24 protein-coding genes and 2 pseudogenes are annotated in these 24,987 nt (G+C 45.1%); 4 read left to right on the plus strand and 22 right to left on the minus strand.

Annotated features, from left to right (window positions below; all coding sequences use genetic code 11):
- Positions 1 to 4 precede the first annotated feature (4 nt).
- From secE to ETP43_RS13990, 5 genes are all read right to left on the minus strand, one after another.
- Complete coding sequence (secE, locus tag ETP43_RS13970) at positions 5 to 229, minus strand: preprotein translocase subunit SecE (RefSeq protein ID WP_129258746.1); 225 nt, start codon at positions 227 to 229, stop codon at positions 5 to 7.
- Between the two features lie 25 nt (positions 230 to 254).
- Positions 255 to 404 carry a 50S ribosomal protein L33 gene (gene rpmG, locus ETP43_RS13975; RefSeq protein ID WP_106493166.1) on the minus strand — a complete coding sequence of 50 codons (150 nt, stop codon included), beginning with the start codon at positions 402 to 404 and terminating at the stop codon, positions 255 to 257.
- A gap of 213 nt (positions 405 to 617) precedes the next feature.
- Positions 618 to 1,496 (minus strand): ROK family protein, encoded by an 879-nt coding sequence (locus ETP43_RS13980; RefSeq protein WP_022398590.1) that lies wholly within the window; start codon positions 1,494 to 1,496, stop codon positions 618 to 620.
- A gap of 128 nt (positions 1,497 to 1,624) precedes the next feature.
- Positions 1,625 to 2,563, minus strand: a complete 939-nt coding sequence (locus ETP43_RS13985; RefSeq protein WP_129258748.1) for a type I phosphomannose isomerase catalytic subunit — start codon at positions 2,561 to 2,563, stop codon at positions 1,625 to 1,627.
- A 149-nt stretch (positions 2,564 to 2,712) separates the two neighbouring features.
- Positions 2,713 to 4,089, minus strand: a complete 1,377-nt coding sequence (locus ETP43_RS13990; RefSeq protein WP_243114302.1) for an MATE family efflux transporter — start codon at positions 4,087 to 4,089, stop codon at positions 2,713 to 2,715.
- Positions 4,090 to 4,319: 230 nt separating this feature from the next.
- Here ETP43_RS13990 and ETP43_RS13995 point away from each other — a divergent pair, with 230 nt between their 5' ends.
- Positions 4,320 to 5,192 carry an AraC family transcriptional regulator gene (locus ETP43_RS13995; protein WP_129258750.1) on the plus strand — a complete coding sequence of 291 codons (873 nt, stop codon included), beginning with the start codon at positions 4,320 to 4,322 and terminating at the stop codon, positions 5,190 to 5,192.
- A gap of 416 nt (positions 5,193 to 5,608) precedes the next feature.
- Here ETP43_RS13995 and ETP43_RS14000 read toward each other — a convergent pair whose 3' ends face one another.
- From ETP43_RS14000 to ETP43_RS14030, 7 genes are all read right to left on the minus strand, one after another.
- On the minus strand, positions 5,609 to 6,091 hold the full coding sequence (locus ETP43_RS14000; RefSeq protein ID WP_129258753.1) for a deoxycytidylate deaminase: 483 nt from the start codon (positions 6,089 to 6,091) through the stop codon (positions 5,609 to 5,611).
- Positions 6,092 to 6,338: 247 nt separating this feature from the next.
- Positions 6,339 to 7,370 (minus strand): DnaJ C-terminal domain-containing protein, encoded by a 1,032-nt coding sequence (locus ETP43_RS14005; RefSeq protein WP_129258755.1) that lies wholly within the window; start codon positions 7,368 to 7,370, stop codon positions 6,339 to 6,341.
- 256 nt (positions 7,371 to 7,626) lie between these two features.
- Positions 7,627 to 8,052: an Hsp20/alpha crystallin family protein gene (locus tag ETP43_RS14010; protein ID WP_129258757.1), complete on the minus strand. Its 426-nt coding sequence runs from the start codon at positions 8,050 to 8,052 to the stop codon at positions 7,627 to 7,629.
- Positions 8,053 to 8,505: 453 nt separating this feature from the next.
- A complete protein-coding gene (locus ETP43_RS14015; protein WP_181951949.1) occupies positions 8,506 to 10,050 on the minus strand; it encodes a polyhydroxyalkanoate depolymerase in 1,545 nt (514 codons plus the stop codon).
- A 162-nt stretch (positions 10,051 to 10,212) separates the two neighbouring features.
- Entirely contained in the window at positions 10,213 to 11,094 is an 882-nt protein-coding gene (locus ETP43_RS14020) for an aldose 1-epimerase family protein (protein ID WP_129258759.1), read from the minus strand.
- Between the two features lie 161 nt (positions 11,095 to 11,255).
- Positions 11,256 to 13,673 carry a glycoside hydrolase family 3 C-terminal domain-containing protein gene (locus ETP43_RS14025; RefSeq protein ID WP_129258761.1) on the minus strand — a complete coding sequence of 806 codons (2,418 nt, stop codon included), beginning with the start codon at positions 13,671 to 13,673 and terminating at the stop codon, positions 11,256 to 11,258.
- A gap of 250 nt (positions 13,674 to 13,923) precedes the next feature.
- Positions 13,924 to 14,973, minus strand: coding sequence for an NAD(P)-dependent alcohol dehydrogenase (locus ETP43_RS14030; protein ID WP_129258763.1), 1,050 nt, complete (start codon positions 14,971 to 14,973; stop codon positions 13,924 to 13,926).
- A gap of 509 nt (positions 14,974 to 15,482) precedes the next feature.
- On the opposite strand from ETP43_RS14030, the pseudogene ETP43_RS18805 reads away from it, so the two are divergent.
- Positions 15,483 to 15,560, plus strand: a pseudogene (locus tag ETP43_RS18805) (DUF6783 domain-containing protein); the annotation flags it as partial.
- Here the strand turns inward: ETP43_RS18805 and ETP43_RS18810 are convergent.
- Positions 15,546 to 15,623, minus strand: a pseudogene (locus ETP43_RS18810) (DUF6783 domain-containing protein); the annotation flags it as partial. The pseudogenes ETP43_RS18805 and ETP43_RS18810 sit on opposite strands and share 15 nt — an antisense overlap.
- On the opposite strand from ETP43_RS18810, the gene ETP43_RS14035 reads away from it, so the two are divergent.
- Together ETP43_RS14035 and ETP43_RS14040 are read left to right on the plus strand one after the other, a co-directional pair.
- Complete coding sequence (locus ETP43_RS14035) at positions 15,622 to 15,939, plus strand: MerR family DNA-binding protein (protein WP_279222224.1); 318 nt, start codon at positions 15,622 to 15,624, stop codon at positions 15,937 to 15,939. The pseudogene ETP43_RS18810 and the gene ETP43_RS14035 overlap by 2 nt on opposite strands.
- 48 nt (positions 15,940 to 15,987) lie before the next feature.
- Positions 15,988 to 16,356, plus strand: coding sequence for a GyrI-like domain-containing protein (locus ETP43_RS14040; protein ID WP_279222225.1), 369 nt, complete (start codon positions 15,988 to 15,990; stop codon positions 16,354 to 16,356).
- Positions 16,357 to 16,502: 146 nt separating this feature from the next.
- Here the strand turns inward: ETP43_RS14040 and ETP43_RS14045 are convergent, their stop codons facing one another.
- The 9 genes from ETP43_RS14045 to ETP43_RS14085 all read right to left on the minus strand — a co-directional run bounded on the left by ETP43_RS14045 (position 16,503) and on the right by ETP43_RS14085 (position 24,939).
- Positions 16,503 to 16,904, minus strand: a complete 402-nt coding sequence (locus ETP43_RS14045) for a hypothetical protein (protein WP_129258768.1) — start codon at positions 16,902 to 16,904, stop codon at positions 16,503 to 16,505.
- Between the two features lie 227 nt (positions 16,905 to 17,131).
- A complete protein-coding gene (locus tag ETP43_RS14050) occupies positions 17,132 to 18,355 on the minus strand; it encodes an N-acetylmuramoyl-L-alanine amidase family protein (RefSeq protein ID WP_129258770.1) in 1,224 nt (407 codons plus the stop codon).
- 21 nt (positions 18,356 to 18,376) lie between these two features.
- Positions 18,377 to 19,336 carry an N-acetylmuramoyl-L-alanine amidase family protein gene (locus tag ETP43_RS14055; protein WP_129258772.1) on the minus strand — a complete coding sequence of 320 codons (960 nt, stop codon included), beginning with the start codon at positions 19,334 to 19,336 and terminating at the stop codon, positions 18,377 to 18,379.
- Between the two features lie 301 nt (positions 19,337 to 19,637).
- A complete protein-coding gene (locus ETP43_RS14060; protein WP_129258774.1) occupies positions 19,638 to 21,200 on the minus strand; it encodes a hypothetical protein in 1,563 nt (520 codons plus the stop codon).
- A 17-nt stretch (positions 21,201 to 21,217) separates the two neighbouring features.
- On the minus strand, positions 21,218 to 21,664 hold the full coding sequence (locus ETP43_RS14065) for a hypothetical protein (protein ID WP_129258776.1): 447 nt from the start codon (positions 21,662 to 21,664) through the stop codon (positions 21,218 to 21,220).
- The gene (locus tag ETP43_RS14070) at positions 21,661 to 21,765 is read right to left on the minus strand and encodes a zinc-ribbon domain-containing protein (RefSeq protein ID WP_129258778.1); all 105 of its coding nucleotides are present in this window, start codon (positions 21,763 to 21,765) and stop codon (positions 21,661 to 21,663) included. The genes ETP43_RS14065 and ETP43_RS14070 overlap by 4 nt, the downstream gene beginning before the upstream one ends.
- A 111-nt stretch (positions 21,766 to 21,876) precedes the next feature.
- Complete coding sequence (locus ETP43_RS14075) at positions 21,877 to 23,619, minus strand: C-type lectin domain-containing protein (protein WP_164979729.1); 1,743 nt, start codon at positions 23,617 to 23,619, stop codon at positions 21,877 to 21,879.
- Positions 23,620 to 23,674: 55 nt separating this feature from the next.
- Positions 23,675 to 23,962 (minus strand): hypothetical protein, encoded by a 288-nt coding sequence (locus tag ETP43_RS14080; protein WP_129258782.1) that lies wholly within the window; start codon positions 23,960 to 23,962, stop codon positions 23,675 to 23,677.
- A gap of 53 nt (positions 23,963 to 24,015) precedes the next feature.
- Positions 24,016 to 24,939: a PHP domain-containing protein gene (locus ETP43_RS14085; protein ID WP_164979730.1), complete on the minus strand. Its 924-nt coding sequence runs from the start codon at positions 24,937 to 24,939 to the stop codon at positions 24,016 to 24,018.
- Positions 24,940 to 24,987: the final 48 nt, after the last annotated feature.

Below are 24,987 nucleotides of genomic sequence, written 5' to 3' on the forward strand. Positions count from 1 at the left end.
GTCCTTATTTAATCAGTAAATTAACGAACTCCAGAACCGCACTGTCCAGAACGGAAATGATCACGCCCAGAACAACTGTGATACCCACAACAGCGACTGTCTGTTTGCCCACTGTTTTCCTGTCAGTCCAGATAATCTTGTCAAATTCGGACTTCAGACCTTTGGTCCAGCTCTTCTTTGGAGCTTTCTCCTTCTTCGGAGCCTTTTCTTTCTTTGCAGATTCTGCCATAGTCCTCACCTCTTACACGACAATCTTATTTCGTCTCTTTGTGCATTGTGTGTGTTCTACAGAATTTACAATACTTTTTGGTCTCCAGTCTTTCCGGATGATTCTTTTTCTCTTTTGTCATGTTGTAATTTCGCTGTTTACATTCTGTACATGCCAATGTGATTTTTACGCGCACGACTTCCACCTCCACTGTGTTGATTTGCGTTGTTGCAACGGACTTTTTTCTTTTGCCATCGAACTTCACGTCTTTCGATTTTAGGCATAAAAAAAAGACCTACTTCCATGTCGCCTACTTACTATATCACGCGTCAAGGGAAAAGTCAAGCAAAATACAAAAGCTGTCGAATATTTTTACGCGACAGCTTTTGTACATTTGATTTTCAGATTTTTATTTCTCCAGTTCCAGCTCATCCACTGCCAGTTTCAGAGCACCCATGATTCCCTGGTTATCATTTAAGCTTGGCAGTACGATATAATGTTCCAGATCTTCCATCTCTTTTGTCTTGATATAGCCGCCAAGCTGTTTTCTGACTTCTTCTCTTACTAACGGCATCATATGTTCCTGATGCATAACACCGCCGCCCAGGATGATTCTTTCCGGGGACAGTACCAGGATCAGGTCTACCAGTGCCTGTCCGATGTAGTAAGCTTCCATTTCCCATACTTCTTTCCGATCTGCCAGTTCCACACCTTTTTTACCCCAGCGTGCTTCGATCGCCGGTCCTGCTGCCAGACCTTCCAGACATGTTTTGTGATACGGGCATTTGCCTTCGTAATGATCTTCCGGATGTTTTCTCATCAGAATATGTCCCGCTTCCGGATGCAGCATACCATGAATCAGTTTTCCGTTGCTCATGATACCCATACCAACACCGGTTCCGATAGTGATGTATACACTGTTTTTTAATCCTTTGGTGATTCCCCATGTGGACTCGCCCAGTGCGGAACCGTTTACATCGGTGTCAAATCCTACCGGGATGTTCAGTGCTTTTTTGAAAGCGCCTACGATATCACAGTTTACCCATGCCAGTTTCGGTGTGGTTGTGATATAACCATAGGTTTCAGAGTCACGGTTTACATCGATCGGTCCGAAGCAGCCGATTCCCAGTGCTTCGATTTCTTTATCTTTAAAATAATCAATCAGTTTCGGAAGTGTGATCTCCGGAGTCTCGGTAGGGATAGATACCCGTTCAAAAATTTCTCCGTTTTCATTTCCGATTGCGCAGACCATCTTGGTTCCGCCTGCTTCCAGTGCTCCCAGTCTCATATCTGTATTCTCCTTTTTATCTGTATTTTGAACGGTTTTTCTTTCTCTTTGTACCGTTCTCAGATTTTCTCTGTTTTATATATTCCGCCCGACTTTTTAATTTCCTCTTATTAAGTCCGGATTTTCTTTTAATGTTTTTCCGGGGTTGAGCAGATCAGGCTCATCACTCCTTCAAAGCGACATTTGCCATAGCCGGCAGGCACGATAAAATGCTGTCCTTTTTCTACCGGGATTCCGTTTACGGTACCGGAACCTTCCACTACACTGACATCGGTAAAATATTTATCGAATTCAATGGTAAATACACCGTCTACATCGTATTTGTCTACCGAATAGAATGGGCAGGTGATCAGGTGTTTATGTTCTGCTCCCTGCAGGTTTTCGGTGTACGTGTCGCATTTTGCCGGTTCAAACGGTGCCACGATCGTATCAATGCTCTGTTCTACGTGCAGCTGTCTCGGTTTTCCGTTGGACAGTCTGTCGTAATCGTAGACACGGTATGTGATATCGCTACTCTGCTGTGTCTCCAGGATCACGGTACCGCCTTTGATCGCGTGCAGGCATCCCGGATTGATCTGGAAGAAATCTCCTTTTTTCACATCTACCACACGGATAAATTCAGACCAGCGTCCCTGACGGATCATCTCTTCCAGTTCTTTTTTATCCTTTGCATTGTGGCCGATGACAATCTTGGTGTCCGGCTCACAGTCCAGCACGTACCAGCACTCGGTTTTTCCGAGAGAACCATTTTCATGTTCTGCTGCGTAAGCATCGTCCGGATGTACCTGGATGCTCAGGTCATTTTTTGCATCGATGATCTTGATCAGTAGCGGGAACTGGTCGCCCGGATAGTTTCCGAACAGTTCCGGCTCTTCTTCCCACAGCTGGCTCAGATATTTTCCGTCATATCTGCCGCCTGCGATCTTACAATCACCGTTTTTGTGTGCGCTGATCGCCCAGCACTCTCCTGTTGTGTCACTTGGAATATCGTATCCGAAGGAGTCTCTTAATTTTGTTCCACCCCAGATAGCCTCCTTGAATACCGGCTCCAGAAATAACAGTTCCATATGTAATACCCTCCATGTTTCCTCAGTTTTCGTAACTGTTCAGTACCTTCACAGTTACTATTTTCTACATTATACTTCCCGCCGTCCGGGAAGTAAAGAAAAAGCCGAAGGATGTCCCGGGATTTTGCCATATTCATAGCGAGACGCCATTACCTTTGAACAGTAACCGGGGCAGTCTCGGTCTGTTTCGGAACCATTTTCCGGATAGTGATGTGATATGCCAGTCCCAACGGGATGCACGCACCGATCCATGCCAGCGGGCTTGCGGAACTTGCACCGGCAAATCCCAGGCGTTCTACCAAGATGATCGCTGCGGTGGCACGCATGATCAGTTCCATGATTCCTGCCACCGTCGGTACCCAGCCGTTTCCAAGTCCCTGCAGCGTAAAACGGTAGATAAATAACAGTCCCAGTACCCAGTAACAGGAGCCGTTGATCACCAGGTATGTTTTGGATAATGCGATCACATCCTGCTCGCCGCTTCCCACAAAGATAGCGGAAAGATTGCTTCCGGCAAAGATGTTCATCAGTCCCATCAGGATGCTGACGGTCAGAGAAATCAGGATGCACTGAAATACTCCTTTTTTGATTCTCTCATACTTACCGGCGCCGTAATTCTGTGCGGTGTAGGTCGTCATCGCCTGTCCGAGAGAATTTAACGGCATCGTGGCGATGGAATCGATCTTCTGTGCTGCCGTGTATGCTGCTACGGATACCGCACCCAGTCCGTTCAGGGCAAATTGCAGGATCAGCGCACCGATCGCAATGATGGACATCTGGAATGCCATTGGAAATGCAACTCTCAGATGATCGCCAAGCTGTTTTTTTGCAAGGTGAAAATGGTGACGGTTGATCCGAAGCACCGGCATTTTCTTCCATATATATACGAAGCAACAGATTCCGGATAACAGCTGGGAAAAGATGGTTGCCACACCTGCCCCTGCTACTCCCATGCCGACAACAGCAATCAGCACGATATCCAGTACGATATTGACACAACAGGCGAAGATCAGAAAATACAGCGGTGTCCGGCTGTCTCCCAATGCCCGCATGGTGTTGGAACCAAGGTTAAATAATACACTCGCGCCGATTCCCCAGAAGATGATCCGGATATAAGAAACGGCATCGTCTAAAATTTCTTCCGGCGTCTGTAACAGCTCCATCGCGGGGCGAATCAGTGCTACTGCAAGGAATGTCATCACGATTGTAAGGGCAACACTTAACATGATACCTGCTGCGAAACTGCAGCGGATCCCTTCCTCATCTCCTGCGCCGAACCGCTGCGCGATAAGGATCGATAATCCCGAGGTAAATCCCATAACAAATCCGAGGATAAAGAAGGATACACTTCCCGTACATCCGACAGCCGCCAGGGCATTGACTCCTATGGTACGTCCTACGATTACGGTGTCCGCCATGCTGTAAAACTGCTGAAAAATGTTTCCCACGATCAGCGGAAGCGCAAATAAAAGGATTAATTTTACCGGTTTTCCTGATGTCATACTTTTTGTCATTTTCTTTTTCATCCTTTCTTTTTTTTGCATACCATGTGGCATCTTTTACCGCTGGCTGCCAATTTTTATATAACTGTTCAGTACTTTCACAGTTACAGTGGCTACCGAATAGCTACGATAGTTTTATTATAAAGAACAGGCGAAAAAGTGGAATGTACTTTCTTGTGCATCGGATGGTTTATGTTGTATACTTAACTTATCAAATATGTGTGAAAATTATATTTATGACAGGGGGATTTTTTATGGAACCATCGGTGTATGATCTTACTTACAATGATCTCAATCCCCGCTTTCTGTTCTGCTGTAATCTGCTTCGAACAGAGCCTGAGATGAATTATCATTGTCATGATTTTATTGAATTTGTGTTTATACTGAAAGGGAAAACAACATTTCGTATAGACGAGAAGCTGTATGATGTGGAAGAAGGGTCCGTGATTTTGCTGAATCCCGGAACATATCACCAGAGCCTTCCGGCAGCCGAAACTTCTGCCCGGAAATTTTATCTGGCTTTTTCAAATGTGGAATTTGCCGGATGTACCAGAGGACATTTTCCTCTTTTTAAAAATTATCAGTTGCTGACAACATTGCCGGACAGTTATAAAAAACCGTTGTTTCGGCTATGTAACCTGATGGAACAGGAGTCGAAGACCTGCCGGCCGGGGCGGTATTTTATGCTGAAGTCCTATCTGATTCAGGTAATCTGTCTGCTTTGCAGATATCAGAAACAGGAACTTGAGGAAGATGCAAAACATCAGTATGCGCCACGGTATGAGTTCAAGTCGGTAAATAAGAAGTATGTGGCTCAGCAGATTATGCATTATATGGAGACACATTATAAAGAGAAGATTTCGCTGGATCAGATCGCGGCAAATATGTATCTGAGTTCTTTTTATATTTCGAAGATTTTCAAGAGTGAGACGGGGGATACGCCGATCAATTATCTGATCAGCCTGCGGATGCAAAAGGCCCGGGAATTGCTGGATGAAAACCCGGAGCAGTCGATTCAGGCGGTGGCGATGACTGTGGGGTATGAGGATGCTTATCATTTTAGTAAGTTGTTTAAAAAGTATTTTGGGTTGTCGCCGCTTTATTATAAGGCTCGGATTCCGCAGTAAAGGATGAGTTTGTTGGAGAGGGGGTGGATCCCTCCTCGGTGCGCGCTCAGGTCTGCGTTCGGTTTGAGCCTGTAGTCTCAAACTCGTACTCGACAAGTTCGCGCTTACCGAGGAGAGATCGCGGGCTTCCTGGGCATTGGACGTTACTGGCACAGACTATTTCCTGTAGGGGTGTTTTATGTAAACTCATAATGCATAAAAGATTGAATGGACACTTTATAGTTGCTTCTGCGTGCCTGTCTTTGTTTGGATAGTAGCAAAACAGAGCGGATTCATATCCTTTTTGACATTTTTTTGTACAGTGTTGGATCGTTCTATCCATCTTTGTAGCATATCTTTTCTGGATAATTACCAGCTTCTATTTTTCTTTATTTTTATCTTTTTCTATACCTATATTTCCCTGCGGTAGTTTTGTCTTACAGATGCCACACCAGATTTTGGGCTGGGACTACTTCGTACTCGCCGGCTTTGGCGCCTACGCGGAGGTAGACATTTTGGATTCCGGCCTGGATGATGAGGCGGGAGCATAGAGGGCAGGGTTTGGCGCGGTGGATGGAGTTGTCACCGGGGTTGATGCCGGCTAGGTAGAGGTCAGCGCCAATGGTCTGTTCGCGGGAACAGTTTAACAGGGCGTTCTGTTCGGCGTGGATGGCGCGGCAGAGACCGTAGCCTTCGCCCTGGTGCATGCCGAGTTGGATTCTTGGGCATACGCCGAGGTCACAGCAGTTGTCATAACCCCGCGGGGAGCCGTTGTAGCCGGTGGAGATTACCACATCGTCTTTTACGATCACGGCACCGTATTTTCGTTTGATGCAGGTGCTTCGATAGGCAAATGCTTCGGCTACGTTCAGGTATGTATCTATTTTGGATATTCGTTTTGTTCCTTCCGGACCTACCATGTTGCTTCCTCCTGATTGTCTTTTCGCAACTGTTCAGTATCTTCATCGTTATGCTATCTACTGGATAGTTACTTTTTATTATTTTTCTTTCTATAGGATAGCTCAGAAATGATGTTTTGTAAACTGCATCTCGTAGACTCTCGTTGTCTGTTTTCTGCTTTCAAACCGGAACGCACCCGAAATGCGGCACAACACATGCAAAAAGCAGACAGTAACAACTGTTCAAAGTTATTCCTGTCTGCTTTCTTTATCCGCAAGCCTGTTTGTATTCCATCAGTTTCCGGCGTGCCTGCTGGTTCAGGTGGCGGGGTACCTGGATCTGGACGGTGACGTACTGGTCGCCGTGGACGTTCGGATTTTTCATGGATACAATTCCTTTTCCACGCAGCCGAATCTTGCTGCCCGACTGGGTCCCTTCTTTGATTTTACAACTGACATCCCCGTATAATGTGGATACTCTGGCTTCTCCGCCGAGAGCGGCAGTTGTGTATGGGATATTGACGGTGGTATAGACATCGGCACCTTTCCGTTCGTATCCCGGTTTTGTTCCGACTTTTGCTCTCAGGAGCAGATCACCCGGTTCACCGCCTCCGATTCCCGGATGACCTTTTCCACGCAGCCGCACGCTCTGTCCGGTATCGATTCCCGCAGGAATGTGCACTTTCAGGGTGCGGTTGCCGTCGGCTTCCTGCAGTGTGATCATCTTGTCGCAGCCAAATGCCGCTTCATCAAAGGTAAGCGAAATTTCCGCTTCCAGATTCTCCCCTTTTTCGGAATAGGTTCCGTGAAATCCATGGTTACCATAGAATCCATCGTTTCCGCCCTGATGGAACTGCTGATAGAATCCGCTGCCGTTATGAAATCCTCCGCTGTGGAAGTTTCCGCCTTTTGTTCCCTGACGAAACATATTTCCAAACAGATCTCCGAAGATATCATCTCCATCGGATCCGGTAAAATGGTACTCCCGATAACCATTCTGGCCGTTTCCACCGCCGAAGTTTCCATATCCATATTGTTTCTGTGCTCTCGCAGCATCCGCATTGAATCCCGGCTCGAAAGCGATATGTCCGAATTCATCGTATAATTTTTTCTTTTCTTCATCGCCTAATACTGCATAAGCTTCTGAGATTTCTTTGAATCGTTTTTCTGCCTCTGCATTACCGGCATTGGTGTCCGGGTGGTATTTTTTCGCCAGTTTTCGGTAGGCTTTTTTGATTGCCGAACTTTCTGCATCTTTGCTTACGCCAAGCACTTCGTAGTAATCTCTTTTCTTTTCCACTTGTTCCACCTCCTTTGGAACCTGGTACACTCTGTGTTTCTAAGTGCTGATTTCCTGTATATTAAAAAAGAGAGACTCCGGATATGTATTTTGTCCTGTCCCTCTGTGGTAATCTCTATAGTGAACGGGTCTTGTGACCCTCTTATTTTCCTTTGGTTCTGTTCACTCGATTTCACAGTCTTGAGCGCACAGTTTAAGTTCCGGCGGACGCCCGGTTCGCGCCCGCCGTTAGTTTTATGTTCATCTTCCTGCATGTTTATGCGATGGAGATGTATTTTGCTTCTTTTACTTCTGGTTTTGCTTCTTTTTTCGGAATCTCGAGTTTCAGGACACCGTCTTCAAATTTTGCTTTGATGTCGTTCTGCGTGATATCGTCTCCTACATAGAAGCTTCTCTGGCAGGTTCCGCTGTATCTTTCTTTGCGGATGTATTTGCCATCTTTGTTTTTCTCATCTTTATTCTGGTTTGTGGATGCGGTGATGATCAGGTAGCCGTCTTTCACTTCTCCTTTTACATCTTCTTTCTTGAATCCCGGCAGGTCAATGGATACGTCAAATCCGTCTTTGTTTTCTACTACATCGGTTTTCATCAGGGTGTTCTGTGCACTCTTTGTATAGGTTCTCTCCGGAACTCCAAAGAAATCATCCATAAAGTTTTCTCCAAAAATACTAGGCATTAACATAAGTCATTTCTCCCTTCTATGAATTCCACCTGTGTCAGGTGAATTGATTACTGTTTTTGTTTTGTTGGTTTGAACATTGGATATATGGGGTTTTCTTATTTATTTCTCTCTTCCTTTGTTCTAGTTGTACTATAACACATGTGTTAGCACTCGTCAAGAGGGAGTGCTAATTTTTTTGTGAAGATTTTGTGTCGCTACCAAGATGAAAAGGGGGACTTTTCCAGACGGACGCGAAAGAGGCGGAGCAGGTCAGGGGCTGCAACGTGGGCAGGGCAACAAAGTGTTGCTGCCCTCTGACCTGCTCCGCCTCTTTCGCTGGGTATTGGCTGTGACTGTGGTTTTTCATGGAGAAAATGAATCAAAGCATAAACTTTGGCTCGTTGCTCGCGTAATTTAAATAAGCCTGCAAGGTATGACGGAAAGTATCTGTCATATCTTACAGGCTTGAAGGAATTACCGTTTCAGGATGTCTGTGCCGTCTTTTTTCAGGCAGTAGCCGTCAAAGGCTTTGTTTCCTTTGTACATGCGGCTGTGGCCGTCGGTGGTTTCCGGGGCGGTGCCGGGGGTTGGGTGGATTGTGGTGGCATCGGAGAGGCGGGTTGGGGTTGGGTCGCCTTCCGGGGTGTTTTTGTAGTTTACATAAGTGTTGTTCTGGTAGTGGGCGTCTGGGCTGTTGTAGTTCCAGGACTCTTCTTTTGGTTCGTTTCCGGCGTAGATGATGGTGTTGTCGGTGACTTCGATTCCGCCGCCTTCGATCATCGTATCGCCCCAGATCCGGTGACGGATGAAGTCTACGCCTTCTTTTATATAGAAGATGTTGCCGTAGATTTTCGCGTCCACGTTTCGTACCGGGGTCAGGATGCCGGTTCCGTCGTTTTGGCTGATGTTGTAGCGGAAGGTGTTGTTGACGCTCTCGCCCTCACAGAACATCACACAGCCACCACCATTGTTGCAGCTGTAGTTGTACTGGTAAATGGTTCCGTCGCCGGAGTCAGCGTCCCATGCCTGTCCGTCCTGGTTGTAGACGGTGTTGTAGGCTTCGTTGTACTGGAACAGGGCGGTTTTGCATTTCCATGGCCAGATGGCGGCTGCGGTCATGCCGCCACGGTTTCCCTCTTCGTTGTACAGATCCGGGTGGATGTCTACGGCGATATTTTCGGATATATTATACTGGATCAACGGTTCAAAGCAGTACATCGGTGTGATGCCGTCTCCGCCGATATCTTTGACAAAGTTGTGTTCGATCACGACATTGGTGGAGCCGTAGGTTTTCACCACTTCATCTGGCAGTTCCAGGGTCGTGAATTTATCATGCTGGTAGGTATATCCCGCGGCGATTCCCCATCTGCGGCAGTTCTCGACTTTGCAGTGATGGATGTGGATACCGTCATAGCGGGCGATTCCGGTCTTTTCTTCGTCGTCCGGGCGGGAGACGGACATGTAGATGCCGCCGTTATTCAGATGTTTGTCGTAGATATTTCCCTCTACATCATGGATGTACAGGTGATCGAGTTCGATCTGATGCAGGGTTCCGTGATTCTGTGCGATCACGGATACACCGGTGCGGTTCATGCGATCTGCCTGGTTCAGGCGTTCATTTTTGATGCAGGGATTGTTGGTGATTTCCAGATTCCGGATGGAAATGTACTCTGCATCGTATAAGAGAACCGCGGAAGACAGATAGCCTTTCCAGGTATGTACCACATTGTCCAGATGTCCACCGTAGTTCTGATACCAGATCCCGTTTCCGTCTGCCTCGATCCGCGGCAGCGCACCCTCGCCGTATGCATCTACGACAACCGGTGCCTCCTTGGTTCCCCCTGCATACAAGTGCAGATACTCCCCGATAAATACAGATCCCCGTTCCAAAAAGATCTGATCTCCCGGCTGGATCTCCAGTTGATTAATCTTTCGCAGACTGCGGAACGCGTCCTCCGGTGTCTGTCCGCTGTTTGTATCATCTCCATGCATGCTGCTCACATAAAATATTCTTCCCATGAAAAACCTCCTTGTAATTTCTGTAATTAAACTTCAATCATTAATAAGTAATGTAACAACCATATTCTGTATATTTTTTCTGAAAATAACAGAAAAGTGTCGGATTCTTACATCTGACACTCTTTTTTCTGTTGCAAATACATTTTTCTCAGCTTCCTCGCTCTACCCGATCAGAATCGCATACTGCTTTTTCCAGTATTCCCCCGGCTTTGCCTGATTGATGCCCGGTTTTTTTGAAATGTCTTCGCAAAATCCTTCATCATCGCATCTGCCCGCCCAAGGCTCCAGACAGACGTACGGTCCTTTGGGAAGGGACCAGATGCCGAAACTGTAAAACTCGTCGATACAGCGGACTCCCGTATAAAGCTGTCCGGTGGCTTTTTTTCTGAGCCAAGCTTCTTTAATCTGCGCATCATCAAATACCAGCGTGTCCACATCAAACAGCTGGTCACTTAATGCCAGCGTATGATCCGTCAGTTTCACCGGGTATTTCTGATCCGGTTTTCCGGTACCGTTGACCAGATCGACCGCGGTAGCGGTAAGCTCTGTATTTTCCGGAAAATACAGTTCATAGTCTTCTTTCTGTTCTCCTTCTTTTTCAAACCGGAAGCCCGGATGTCCGCCGATCGTAAAACTCATGACTTTCCCGGACCGGTTTTCCACTTCCCAGGTGACAATAATCTGTTTTTCCTGTAATTCATACGTGATCCATAATACAAATTCAAATGGATAGTACTTTCCTGTCTCTTCGTCAGATACCAGCTGATAGCGCAGCTTTTCGACACACTCTTCTACGCAGGTAAATTCTTTTTCTCTGGCAAATCCATGCTGGCGGGTCTGGTATTCTTTCCCGTTGATCTTCATTTTTTTCTGCCAGGTACTTCCTACATTTGGAAAAAGAATCGGGGAACGGTAGTCCCAGAAGGTCGGATCGCCGTTCCAGAGAATCTCCGCACCGGTATCCTTTCTCACGATTCGCATCAGTTCCGCACCGCGGTCGCTGACTTCTACACAGAGGAAATGATTTTCCATTTTTCTGTTCATCTCTTGTTACTCCTCTTACACGCACTGTTTTCTTACTACTATACCCTGTTTTTCCCCGGTAATCCAGTCCGGCTTTTTATATTTTTGCAAAAAAAGGCAAACAGAAAGTAGATTCTTTTTCTGTTCGCCTTTTCTTTTCCTTTTTGTCTATATTTTTTCGATTAATCGATCTTCAGGATCAGTTCCAGCACGCGTCTTGCGCAGTGTTCCAGATCCGCACGGGTGATCTCACCAAGTTCCATGGCTTTTTTCACACGTTCCGGATAACCGGTTGCCATCTTGACATCATTTCCGGCTTTAATCTCTTTGTAGTGTTCGCCACGGGTCCACCAGTCTGTGGTCACCATGCCCCGGAATCCCCATTCTCCGCGAAGGATGTCTTCCAGAAGTTCTTTATTTTCCGAAGCTCTGTGACCGTTGATCACGTTGTAGGAGCTCATGATCGTCCACGGATCGGATTCTTTTACGATAATTTCAAACTGTTTCAGATAAATCTCACGAAGGGCACGTTCGGATACACGGGAATCGCTGTGCTTTCTGTTTGTCTCTTTGTTATTGGCGGCAAAATGTTTTACGGAAGCGCCGATATGCTGAGACTGGATACCACGTACCATACCTGCTGCCATCTTACCTGCAAGCAGCGGATCTTCGGAATAATACTCGAAGTTTCTTCCGCACAAAGGATTTCTGTGAATGTTGACAGCGGGTGTCAGCCATACGGCGATATTATTTTCTTTCACTTCTTCTGCTCCGGCTGCACCGACCTGTTCTACCAGATCCGGGTTCCAGGTGTAGGCAAGAAGAGTTGCACATGGCCATGCAGTTGTACACACGCCACATTCCGGTGCGATACGAAGACCTGCAGGTCCGTCAGCTGTCATAATGTTCGGTACACCATAGTCCGGCAGGTTACCGAAACCAAAGGTATTGGCCACACCGGTATTTGGCTGTCCGCCAAGCAGTTCGATCAGATCGTCATCGGAAAGCTGACTCATGAACTCGTCCAGGGTGATCTTTCCTTCTGCTACCTCGATAAATGGTTTTGCACCTTTTTTCACTACATAGAGTGCCAGACGCTGCTCGCGGAAACGTACTTCCGGCAGGATGCCTTCATCGGTTCCCGGAACCATTTTTTCAAATGCGCAGGCGTTCGGATCATTTCCTTCAGTCTGAGGCAGTTCCTCGTAGGTTCCATCGGAAAGCATTCTCTTTGCCAGACCGGATGGTGTCAGTTTTGCTTCCAGCTGTTTTACCACGGTATCTTCTGCTACCAGATATTCATAAGCTGTTTTTTCATTATTTCTTACGGAGGTTCCAATATAAAAAGCATATGCGCCTTTTTCCAGAACATAAGCAGATTTTGCTACTTTTCCAAGATCATCGTAGGATGCCATTGCTTCTTTTGTGACGGTCAGTACCATCGTATGACTCTCTCCTGGCTGCAGAAGGCGGGTTTTCTTAAATGCACCCAATTCTTTCGCCGGTTTCTTTAACAGTCCCTGTGGTGCACTGTAATACAACTGTACGACCTCTTTACCGGCCATATCTCCGGTGTTGGTTACTTGCACCTGTACGTTGATAGAGTCTGCCTCTTCCCATGCTTTCTGTGTCTCCACCTCGAAGGTTGTGTAGGACAGACCGTAACCGAACGGATAAACTACTTTCTCAGCTGCGCCCGGAATCGTCTCAAAATAACGGTATCCAACGTAAATATCTTCGGTATAATCTACATATTCTACAGACTCATGGAAGTTCTCGGTAGATGGATAATCTTCCAGTCTCGCTGCAAAGGTATCTGCCAGTTTACCGGATGGGTTGACCAGACCGCACAGTACCTGTGCCATCGCAGTTCCACCTTCCATGCCGCCCTGACCGCCGTATAAAGCTGCTCCGATCTTGTCATCTTTTTTGATCCAGGACAGATCGATCACACCGCCGATGTTTAATACAACCACGATCTTATCGTAAGCTTCTTCTACCTGTGCCAGCAGTTTTTTCTCGCCTGCAGTCAGATAAAAATCGCCGTCCGGATACACTTCTGCGGACAGTTTCGGCATGCTTGTCTCATCCGGCCATGGATTGAATTCGCCGTTGTATTCCACGCTGGAACGATCCCATCCCTCTCCGGAGAAACGACTCAGTACGATAAGTGCGGTATCGCCAAATGCCCGCGCGCCGTCCAAAAGTTCCTGCGGCAGTTCCGGCTCTTCGGTCATACCCGGTGCTCTTCCGATTGCATACTGTTCTTCTACATTTTTCTTATAAAAATCTGCTACCGGTTCGTATACCTGTACTTTATCTTCCAGGGTTTTGAAACCATCATACAGATTATGTATATAAGATACGGTTACATCTCCGCTTCCGCCGCCACCTTTGACATAGTCAAAACTTCCGCGTCCGAACAGTGTGATCCGGGAACCGTTCTTTAACGGCAGGATATTGTTCTCATTTTTCAAAAGCACCATACCCTCTGTCGCTGCCTCCAGGGATAATGCAATATGTTCTTTGCTTGCTGTTACATATCTGCCTGCTTCCAGGGGAAGATTTGGCTGATACATGACTCTTGTCCATTTTTTCATCTCAAACCTCTTTTCCGGCCGTCCCGCCGCACCCGCCGCGGACAGCCCTGCCTGTTATTTTCTGCGGCGCAATCACCGCCCATTACTTTTATTTTACTCAAAAAACAAGAGATTTTCCAGATAGGATTCCGGCTGATTTATAGGTCAATTCCGACTTTTTAATTTAAAAGTGTCAGGCACTCTTACAAAATTTTTACGAAGAAATGCCTGACACCTGTATACTTTTTTCTTTTTACGAGCCTTTCAACTCTTACGGATGAATCTTAATCACACCTTTTACAATGTCTGCCTTATTATGCACACTCTCATCCATCGCTCTCTGTACATCATCCAGATCGTAAATATTCGTAACGATTCCTTTTACATTCACTTTACCGGAAGCTACCGCATCGATTGCGATTGGATAGATATGGCGGTAACGGAAGACCGTTTTGAAAGTCAGTTCTTTGTCGAGAACCAGGCTCATCGGCAGGGTCATCTCACCGCTCTTGCTGTAGCCGACCAGAACGATCGTGGAACCCTTCTTCGCCATATGGATCGCCTGTCTGGTGGTGATCTCTGTACCGGCGGTCTCGATGATCAGGTCCATACCGGCCCCGCCGGTCAGTTCCTGTGCTTTGGCGATCACATCCTCTTTTTCGCCGTTGAGCACTCCGGTTGCGCCCAGTTCCAGGGCTTTTTCCAGACGTTTTTCCATGATATCTACCACATAAACCTCAGATACTCCACGGGCTTTCAGTGCCATCATGGAAACCAGACCGATACATCCGGCACCCATCACCACTGCTTTCTGTCCCAGATGAGCATCTCCCTGGATCGCTGCGTGGAAACCGACAGCCAGAGGTTCGATCAGCGCACCCTCCAGTGTGCTTACATTCTCCGGGAGTTTGAAACAGAGATCTGCCTCATGAGCAACATACTCCTGAAATACACCATCTACCGGTGGAGTTGCGAAAAATACGACGTCCGGACAGAGATTGTATTTGCCCTGTTTGCAGAATTCGCAGTGTCCGCAAGTTTTTCCCGGCTCCAAAGCTACTTTATCACCGACTTTCAGGTGTTTGACATCTTTTCCCACTTCCACAACAACGCCACCCGGCTCATGACCGAGAACAAACGGCGGTTCTACGACATAATCGCCGATGGCTCCACTCTCATAATAATGCAGATCCGATCCGCAGATTCCCACATAATCCAGCTTTACCAGAACTTCATCGTCCTTCGGCGTCGGGATGTCACGCTCCGTAAATCCCATCTTGCCGATACCGTTCATCACTGCTACTTTCATCTTACCTTCCATGTGAAATACCCTCCATACATACGCTTTTATAAACTTAATAAAATAGTTTTATTATCTTTCCTCAAAGATAACTCTTTTGCGAAAAAATGTCAATCCTGATTCCATATTTTTACTCGTTTTCATCTATGAATGTGACTGTTTTCTCCGTTCATAGCAGCTTTGGTAAACTATATTTCATATCTCTTTAGTGATTGTATTTTCATACCTTTTTAAAATGCACCTCATTCTGTCTTATCCTCTAATATACACATTTCGCTTCATGTATTATGTATTTAAAAAATATTATATTCCTTATACTCAAAACTGGCATTTCTCTTACCAACTTGATACAATATAAATAGAGTTACAATGTTCAATACAGAATATATTTACCACTACAGGAGATTACACTTCATGGAAAAACAGGAACTCTTTCGCATCGGAGAGGTCGCACGCATGTTTTCTATCAGCGTCGGTTCTCTGCGTCATTATGAAAAACTAGAGCGTGTCTGAAAAAGGCTTTTCGTGAGCTGCGAGTCTCAGTTTGTGGGAGATTTTATCCGAATGAGGGCGGCGTAGCGGGCTACGGCAACCGAATGAGGGTAAAATATACCGCAAAGTGGGGCTTGCAGATTGCGGAAATGATTTTTCAGACACGCTCTAGGGCTGATCCGCCCGGAATATACGGATCCGGATTCCGGTTACCGCTACTACGGCGTCCAACAGTTTGAACGTTTAAATACGATCCGTTATCTTCGCGCCCTGGATATGCCGCTCGAAGACATCGCGGATTTTCTTCAGAATAAAGATGTGGGGAAAATTCAGGAAATGCTGATCCAGCAACGGGAAACCGTCCGCCAGAAACAGCAGGAACTTCAGATTATCGAGCAAAAGATCAACACCCGGCTCGAAGGACTGACAGATGCACTCTCCTCCCGGCTGGATACGATTACACTGGTTCAGACTCCGCCGAGACGGATCACCTAGATCCGCAACCATCTCTCCCCGAAAACCTATCTGGATCTGGAGACTTCGATCCGGACACTCCAGAAAGATCAGGAAGAGACTCTGGTTTTTCTCGGAAAAGTCGGGCTCGGCATCTCCAAAGAACATTTGGAAGCCGACGCTTACCAGGTCTACGACACCGTTTTTCTGCTCCTCGAACCGGAAGACCGCTACCAGGGCATCACTGAGGAACTCCCCGGACAGACCTGTGTTTCTATTCGATTCTGCGGAAGTCATAACGAAGCGCCGGCTTATTATCAGAAACTTCTGACTTATATCCGGGAACACCGGTTGAAAATTGATGGATTTTCCAGAGAGGTGACGATGATCGATTATGTGTTGGCGAACGATCCGAAACAGTTTGTGACGGAGATTCAGATTCCGGTGTGTGAAGGATAATGAATCCCCTTAACCTATTTTTTATATTCTCTCACAGTCAATCCCTTATACAACACCCCCGGTAAATTGTTTGTATTCGTTACCTACAACTTACCGGGGGCTTGTGGTTCATATGAAATTTATCTCGTAAAACAGCTCTTTTTTCACTACCGCGCGCAAATGCTATTCATAAACACCAGGTAGCACGCGAAATCACCAATCGTTTTTCTGCCGTATTTATTTTCTTTCTCATCCCCAAGTGCATCCCTCCACGCAGCTTTCTTGCCCTGCATGCGCAGATATCTTGCGAGCATATTGAAATGGGTGATAACAGAATCATGATGAGAAGTCCTCAGGGAATCCGTATCCATTTTTTCCTGTCGGGGCAGCTGCAGCCATTTGGCACGCATTGCAGCGTATTTTGTGGCGGCAGCAATCAGTTCTTCGTATAATTTCAATGCTTCAGGATCGTTGTCGAGATTGGCTAACAGATCGTTGTGTATTTGCTGCATTTGTTCGATGGTTAGAACGTATGGTTCCTTCAGGTAGTCTTCGTATTTACAGATCATCTTATCTCGCACCTTTCTGGTTCAGTTTATTATTTACGCGATTAAGCGAATCGCCGGGGCTTTTTGCCATTGTTTTATATATAGCAATTATGAATTCGTATGTCAAGGACAGGTGAAAATAAAAGGTTCTTCCATGATTTTTATTTCATCATAGAAAAACCTTTTTATTTTCTAAATACTATTTTTACCTTCACAACATGATTGTCATGGAGAATCCGAGTCTTCTCTTACCAATCCAGATAAGTACGTATATTTTTTTCTGTAATTGAATACATGGTATCATATGTAAGACATACACTATCTCCCGTTACATGTTCTGCTTTCCATTTTTCATAGCGGCTCTGTGATGTCTGCACATCATTCAGATACCATTGTGTACCATTCAGGTAACTGCTGATCCATCTCCCCTTAGAAACCAACGTACCATTCTCCAAAGAAAAATATTCTTCCAGATCTGTTCCCTGATGTGCATATGCGGACTCAATCAGACCAGCAGACGGATACGCTGCAACACTTCCATATAACCCATATACCCAGCCAGCATAGGAAACATTTCCGTCCGTTGAATAGGTGTAGATATATCCACCAGACAAATGATTTATATTGTGTATAATAACAAGTTCCGGAACCTTATCACCATTCATATCGAACATTATAAATCTTGGATCCTTGTTACCTTTTTCCTGATTCAAATAGCCTTTGTTCCGCAAAAACTGTGCATACACAGTTCTACATTTCTTATCCGCTCTGTATAACCAGGCACCGGATGAATCCACATAGTCTGAATCAATCCAGGTATTGGAAGCCATCACACCATTCGCATACATGTAATACCACTTTCCATTAATCACATGCCAGCCCTGTCCGATCATCGCTCCGCTCGTCTGGAAATAATACCAGTCTCCTCCAATCTGTTTCCAGCCGGTTACCATCCAGCCGTCTTTATCAAAGAAATACCACTGGCCTTTGATCATTTCCCAGCCATTTCTTGTATAGCCGCCATCAGCATGGCGATACCACCAGCGGCTTCCGCTCTGCACCCAGCCTTCCTGTACTTTTGTCTTTCCCTGTACCCACGCTCCACTGCTGTTCACGTAAGAATCGCCGATCCAGGCATCTGCTGCCATCGCTCCACTTGCATACATATAGAACCAGTTTCCATTGATGACATGCCAGCCCTGCCCAAGCATGGCTCCGCTTGACTGAAAGTAGTACCAATTTCCCCCGATATCCTGCCAGCCGGTTGCCATATATCCATTCTTATTAAACCAGTACCAGTTTCCGTTGATCTGTTTCCACTGGTTTGCCGGATAACTTCCATTGTCCTCCTCATACCACCAGCCTACGCTGTTCTTTCTCCACGATGCGGCGCTGACCGTCATCGGAGTCAGGCTGGTCGCCAGAATCGTTCCGGCGAGAAGTAAACTGCATAATTGTTTTGCTTTTCTCATTCGAATTCCTCCTTCTCTCTTTTAATAGTCAGCCTCCGTACATTCACCCGTTCTCGCATTTACATAGATCATTCCTACCCGTGTAAAATGATCTCCATTCACATATCGCTGTAATAACACATAATAATATGGGAAATCTTCCGTCGGCTCATCGGCCACCCAGATTACATATTCATACACATCACTGCCTGCCTTTACTATCTCTCCATTTTTTCTTCCAAAATAGTTTTCCGCATATTTGATCACCTGTGCCTCCGATATGTAGTTTTTACTGTTCGGATCTGTCCAAACACCTGATGAATTTACATAATATCCACCAATCCAGGTGTTTGTTGCCATGACACCATTGGCATACATGTAATACCAGTTTCCATTAATCACATGCCAACCTTCTCCAACCATCACTCCACTCGTCTGGAAATAATACCAGTCTCCTCCGATCTGTCTCCAGCCGGTCACCATCCAGCCATCTTTATCGAAGAAATACCACTGACCTTTGATCATTTCCCAGCCATTTCTTGTGTAGCCTCCGTCTGCATGACGATACCACCAGCGGCTTCCGCTCTGTACCCAGCCTTCCTGTACTTTCGTCTTTCCCTGTACCCACGCTCCACTGCTGTTCACATAAGAATTGCCGATCCAGGCGTCTGCTGCCATTTCCCCACTCGCATACATATAGAACCAGTTTCCATTGATGACATGCCAGCCTTCTCCAAGCATCGCTCCGCTTGACTGGAAGTAGTACCATTCTCCCCCGATATACTGCCAGCCGGTTGCCATATATCCGTTCTTATTAAACCAGTACCAGTTCCCATTGATCTGTTTCCACTGGTTTGCCGGATAACTTCCGTTATCTTCCTCATACCACCAGCCTACGCTGTTCTTTTTCCATGATGCGGCGCTGACCGTCATCGGAGTAAGGCTTGTTGCCAGAATCGTTCCGGCGAGTAACAGACTGCAAAATTGTTTCATTCTTTTCATGTGTTTTCCTCCTTCGTTTTAAACATTTCATTTTCACACTTCTTTTGTTTTCCACGGTAATTGTTAATTCTATTTTACAGATTCCAGTTGTGTTTTATCAATCTGTATCCTGTTTTGTGTCAGGTTTTTTCTCTTCTAAAACGCTATTCTCTCCGATGCTATCCCTGCATCTCTTTCATATAACACGTTAATCGCATTATTACTCTGAGCGTTCCTTGCAACACGTAAGCTGAATTCCCATCCTGTAATGCACACAAGAACCAGCAGACCCACAACTATAGCTGCCAAACATATATTTTCCTTAAAAAAATTCACTGTCTTCGTCATCAAATTCTTCATCTCTATCTTCCATCTCCTCATCCATGCACCTTAGCACATTAACTTTTGCATAACATTGGCAAATCTCTTGTTTCATCTTATTTTCCGGATCATCCGGAAGAATCCATCTATCCTCAACAAATTCAAGAATAAATCGTTTTTCACGAATTCGAAAATCTTGAGGCTTAAATACACAGAACTCTCTGCCTTCCAGTTCACACCAGTATGCATCACATGAGATTTCGCATCCAGAGCCGATAATCGTTACCTCATCATACCATAGTTCTTCTCTGTATGGCTCATCAAACTCATCAAAAATCTGGTATGAATCTTGTTTGCCAAGTAGTGTTTCAGCCAAGACAAATGCACTGTCCGGGCACTTATTTTTCTGTATTTGAAGGTTCTCCAGCGCACAGAATACGATTAACGCAAATGCCATCCAATCTGTAAAACCCGTTTCCCTAAGGAAAGGCAATCCTACAGGACATGGAAATCCAAAAGCATACAGTGTACCTGACACCACATCATTAAAAAACATCACGGTTGCCGTTGCATAGAGCAGCCAGTTTTTATGAATTCGTCCATTCTTTATTCCAAGCATTTTAACCAACACGCACAGCAGACATACCATTGCCAGCAGCACTACAATTACCGAAATCCATCCCCCGTAATATAGCAACTGCAGAATCGGTTTGTTCCAGTTTAACAGCCACGAATGCACGGAAGCTGAATTTCTCAGATAACCGGATGTACCCCAAAATGATGCATGAGCAACGACTTCACGGATGACCGCTTTTATCTCATTCCAGTTTTCACCACACATGAAAGTAGAAAATTCCTTCCCCCAGTTGTTGCATTGTAACAGTAACAAATACACACTGAATATCACATAGGAAAGAACAGCGGCGACAATTTCCCCCTTACGAAGCCGTGCATCATTGATTGCATATTTCCAGACTGCCAGAATCAGCGTTGCACTGTTGAAAACGACAAGATCTATCAGCCATATATTTGCCATCGGTCTGAACAGCAGGATTCCCTCTAAAGTAAGTCCAATAATAGAAATACAGCCATATAGAATCGACTGGAATCTGAAACGTTCCTGTCTCATCCTTGCAAAAATCTTGTCTATATGAAGTGGAAACCATACAATCGTCCATACACCATATACATATTTTTTATGAATTATAAACGTCCCCAATACAATTTCTTTCTGTGTATAAATCGAAACATAATCCGTTCCCATTTCCAGTAAAAGAGCCAGCATCATCAGTATTCCGGTAACAGCCGTACCTGCTACACAAGCTCTTGTGTCATCACCAAATATTTCAAAATCAAATACCAGCTCTTTAAGAAAGAAAAAGAAGCCTGTACAGAGTGCAGTGATTGCAAAATTTTTCAGGAAATAGAAATCTCCATAGGTATCACTGAAACTGTTCTGGTGAATAAACGTATTCAGCCAGATCAGTCCTAATACAAGTAAGATTCCCAATACAATATCTTTTTTTGTTGTGTCTTTTTGAAAGAATTTTATCTTCGTCAACATGCTCCCTCCTTACGCTACTATTTCCATGCAATAAACGTATCGTGATAATCTCCGGTCAGGCTTGTCCAGTTTGTATTGTCCATAGCATAACTGGTGTATATCGTTCCATCATAATCCCAGATTCGTTTTGAAAACAGCGGCGGTTCTGTCTGTGTTTCCTCTTCAACCGGATCAGTTGTATCGGTACTTTCAATTTCATTTGTTTCCTCTTCATTGTCATTTGCTTCAGCAACGGTATCCTCATTTACCGATTCGGTTTCATTTGTTTTTGCAGAGTTCCGCAGGATTACAAAAGCTCCTGCCCCAACAAGGGTAAGGGTCAAAAGTCCTACAACCACCGGAACAACCCATTTCTTTTTTCCTGGCTGTCCCGTTCGAGGAAGAGGTGCCGTTCTTGATGGGTCAGAATAGGATGCAGATACCGGTTCTCCGCACCTCTCGCAAAACGCATATCCGGCTTTCAATTCCGTCCCACATATTCTGCATCTTCCTGTAACCTGCTTCCACATCGTTCACAAAATTTGCTTCCCGGTGGCAATTCGAGACCACAATTTGTACACTTCATTTTTCTCCTCCGGTTCCTTTTATTTTCTACATATTATATATTTATTACATTTTATGTATCTCCACAATATGTGTCACGCCTTGTGTCGGTTTATATACTCAAACGCACCTTTTATTTCACGTACGCCTGTATATTTTCCTCTGTAATCGGGTGCGCATCGTTATACTCTATAGCAAAAATTTCTCCGCTTACATGTTCTTCCTTCCAGTTTTCGTACGCCTCCTGTGTTGTTTCCTGATTATTCAGATACCAGGTTTCACCATCTGTAAAACTGGATATCCATCTTGCCTGTGAAACGAGTTTTCCATCCGACAGTGTAAAATATTCTTCCAGGTCTACTCCCATGTGACCGTAACTCGACAGGATTAGCCCATCCGAAGGATAGCTTGCAAAACTTCCGTAAGTTCCGGATGTTCCTCCGGCATATACTACTTTTCCATTCACAAGAGTATACACATCTCCTCCTACCACAGAATATGTAGCCCGTATAATCACAAGTTCCATCGAACCGTCTCCGTCAACATCATATACGAAAAACCGTGGTGCGTCGCATCCCGGCATATCACTCTTATACCCTCCGTTCCGCAAGAACTGTGCGTATGCAGTTTTCCATTCCTGATCGGATGTCTGTGTCTTTTCGGTATTCTTTTTCGCCGATTTACTTTCCACTTTCTTCCAGTCTGTCAGCCATGTACATTCCTTTTCGTATGCTTCGTACTCCTCTTCCGTAATTGTACGGTCTGTTCCTTTGGATGTATCCCGCACTTTATATACCGGCAGATAGGTATTCAGATCAACCTCCATATTTACCGCGAAACTTTCCGTCATTTTCGTTCCGTCCATTATGTGATATTCCAGACTCGCAGACATTTCCGACGGTCTGACGCTGTCATATGCAAGCGCCTTATATTTTGAGGAATAACCGAGTCCATAACAGGTTGTAAAATCATCCGCCAGATAGACTTTTCCATCTTCTCCGATTGTATATACCTGATAGATCTCATAATCATCCCAACTTGTTCCCGGAGTAAGAATCAGTTCTCTTCTGCCATCCTGATCAATGTCCAGCAGGCAATATTGAAGTTCTGTAATGGTCCAGTCTGTAATATTGGATTCATATTGTTTTTCCTGCAGGAAAGTGTTCCAGATTTCCGTGTCGTCCACCGTCTTTGCAGGGATTTCCGTTGAGGACTTTGCCGGTGTTGATGGCGTTGTCCGATATTTTCCCCATTCACAGATAAAAACGCTTTTACTGTTTCCTGTCTGCTCTCCAAAGTCTCCGGCACTCCACGTTCCATCTGAATATTTATCATAATATCTTGCATAATCATTATTTGAATTTTTATTGCTCGGCTCTCCGGTATGCCAGTTTGTAAACGTTCCGATCTCACCGTTATCCCATATCCATTCTTCTGATTCTTTGTCTGTAAATCCAAAGTAGGCACTCTCATAATCAACGTTTTTCTTAAGATACGAATACACAAAGTCGTTTTCTTCTTTGCTCGTAATCGTTGCAAGATAACCGCCCTTCAATTCACAGTATTGTCTGGCTTCTTTCCAGGTAGTTATATCATCCGGATTGTAAACATAATAGTGATGACCATTGAATTCCGCTGCATCATCCGGAATGCCTGTTTGCTCTGTTGTTTCCTGTGAAGTTTCAGATGTTGTTTCTGCACTGTCTGCCGGCGTATCCGAGTCTGTTTCCGATTGGCTCAAACCAGGGATTTTCACGACACCCATATATACAAGGAGTTCTCCGGTTCCAATCCCAAGCAATATTATCACCAGCGCCAGTAAAACACCTTTTATCACTCTGTTTTTGTTTCTTTTTTGATTTTCCCTGTTCATCATATCTCCACTTCTCCCAGACCCGCATTTTCTTTTCTTCATTTGCCCCATTATCTATCTACGATTCCTCTTTCATCATTCTCTTACACTTCTGTAATGCTGCTTCCGCTTCTGATCGGGAAAATTTGTTTATTTTTCCATTCACCAGCTCAACCGCTTTCCAATAAGGCTCCCATGAAATCTCCAGATACTGTTCCATAAGTGGTTCCGCTTCCGCGTAATTCTGCTGTTCCATAAGTGTATATGCCCTATCCGCTTTTTGAAAACGTTCCTGCTGCCTGTTATCTGCATAAGACAAAACAAAACAGATTCCAAAGCCAATCACAATCAACACCTTTTGTTTCATTACTATCTCTTTTATCCTTTGCATTTTCTTCAATCGACCTCCTTTTGTTTTTCTTATTTTTTCTCTGTTTTTTTAATCAGAACCCCCTTCTTCATTAAGTTCGCCTTATGTAACGCCTTCTCCATGTTCTGATACAGTTCCATTCCATTCTCCACAGAAGAAAAAGGCTGGTCTTCACGATGGCGATCTGATGATGCCGAAGCAAATAACCCGTGTTCTTCTGCCATATGTTTTAAAAAAGACAGTTTCTCTGGATTTTTCAGATAACGCTCATAATAGACTTCCATTCCGGCAACCGTACCAGCCGCAGATTTGAACTTCATAATCAGATCTTCGATTTCTGCTTCACTCATCATATATCCATACGGATGTGCCAGGATCGGTATGCCACCCGAAGAACGTATCTGCCGGACAACAGCAGCAGTCGGGGCATACTTTATGAATCGTGTCGCCGGAATATAGTACGGACTGAAGTTTCCGATATGATGATCAAAAGCATCGTCCATGTCCTTCGCATATCCTTTCTTAATCAGAACGTCAGCGATTTTGTGTCTGCCCGTATGTCCCGTTAATTTTTGAGAAGCTTCCACTTCTTCCAGACTGACGTCAATCCCACGTTCTGCCAGTTGTTGTAAAATCGCGAGAACATACTGCTGCTTTCCTTCTTCGATGTTTGCGAAAATCTCCTTAAAATCGTTCGGATCAACGCCATCCGGAAACAGACCCACAACATGAACTTCCGTCGCATCTTTTCGCTCCGCGATCCAATATGTCGTTGAAAATTCACATCCTGGAATCACCATCATTTTTCCTACCTTTTGGGGTTTCGTAAAAGAAAACAAATTATGATCGGTCAGTGCTATTGCTGCCAAACCTGCCTTTTCTGCCAGTCGTATCACTTCATCCGGAGTGTTATAACCATCACTCTTAGTAGAATGAAGATGTAGATCGGCTCTCTTCTTTTCATTTGTGTTCATTTTATCCCTCCTCATTTTTTTGATGTATTTATTATACCATGCTTTTTA

The sequence above is a fragment of the Blautia faecicola genome, assembly GCF_004123145.1.
In the GTDB taxonomy this organism is placed as follows: domain Bacteria; phylum Bacillota; class Clostridia; order Lachnospirales; family Lachnospiraceae; genus Oliverpabstia; species Oliverpabstia faecicola.

Coding starts and splice junctions, on each gene's coding strand:
- ETP43_RS14070 (WP_129258778.1), bottom strand. CDS start 21,765: ATGAAGTGTACAAATTGTGGTCTCGAATTGCCACCGGGAAGCAAATTT.
- ETP43_RS14000 (WP_129258753.1), bottom strand. CDS start 6,091: ATGGTAGGTCCGGAAGGAACAAAACGAATATCCAAAATAGATACATAC.
- ETP43_RS14015 (WP_181951949.1), bottom strand. CDS start 10,050: ATGGGAAGAATATTTTATGTGAGCAGCATGCATGGAGATGATACAAAC.
- ETP43_RS13980 (WP_022398590.1), bottom strand. CDS start 1,496: ATGAGACTGGGAGCACTGGAAGCAGGCGGAACCAAGATGGTCTGCGCA.
- ETP43_RS14020 (WP_129258759.1), bottom strand. CDS start 11,094: ATGAACAGAAAAATGGAAAATCATTTCCTCTGTGTAGAAGTCAGCGAC.
- ETP43_RS13990 (WP_243114302.1), bottom strand. CDS start 4,089: ATGAAAAAGAAAATGACAAAAAGTATGACATCAGGAAAACCGGTAAAA.
- ETP43_RS14010 (WP_129258757.1), bottom strand. CDS start 8,052: ATGTTAATGCCTAGTATTTTTGGAGAAAACTTTATGGATGATTTCTTT.
- ETP43_RS14060 (WP_129258774.1), bottom strand. CDS start 21,200: ATGTTGACGAAGATAAAATTCTTTCAAAAAGACACAACAAAAAAAGAT.
- ETP43_RS13985 (WP_129258748.1), bottom strand. CDS start 2,563: ATGGAACTGTTATTTCTGGAGCCGGTATTCAAGGAGGCTATCTGGGGT.
- ETP43_RS14025 (WP_129258761.1), bottom strand. CDS start 13,673: ATGAAAAAATGGACAAGAGTCATGTATCAGCCAAATCTTCCCCTGGAA.
- ETP43_RS14050 (WP_129258770.1), bottom strand. CDS start 18,355: ATGAGAAAAGCAAAACAATTATGCAGTTTACTTCTCGCCGGAACGATT.
- ETP43_RS14045 (WP_129258768.1), bottom strand. CDS start 16,904: ATGATCTGTAAATACGAAGACTACCTGAAGGAACCATACGTTCTAACC.
- ETP43_RS13995 (WP_129258750.1), top strand. CDS start 4,320: ATGGAACCATCGGTGTATGATCTTACTTACAATGATCTCAATCCCCGC.
- ETP43_RS14055 (WP_129258772.1), bottom strand. CDS start 19,336: ATGAAAAGAATGAAACAATTTTGCAGTCTGTTACTCGCCGGAACGATT.
- ETP43_RS14085 (WP_164979730.1), bottom strand. CDS start 24,939: ATGAACACAAATGAAAAGAAGAGAGCCGATCTACATCTTCATTCTACT.
- secE (WP_129258746.1), bottom strand. CDS start 229: ATGGCAGAATCTGCAAAGAAAGAAAAGGCTCCGAAGAAGGAGAAAGCT.
- ETP43_RS14030 (WP_129258763.1), bottom strand. CDS start 14,973: ATGGAAGGTAAGATGAAAGTAGCAGTGATGAACGGTATCGGCAAGATG.
- ETP43_RS14075 (WP_164979729.1), bottom strand. CDS start 23,619: ATGATGAACAGGGAAAATCAAAAAAGAAACAAAAACAGAGTGATAAAA.
- ETP43_RS14080 (WP_129258782.1), bottom strand. CDS start 23,962: ATGAAACAAAAGGTGTTGATTGTGATTGGCTTTGGAATCTGTTTTGTT.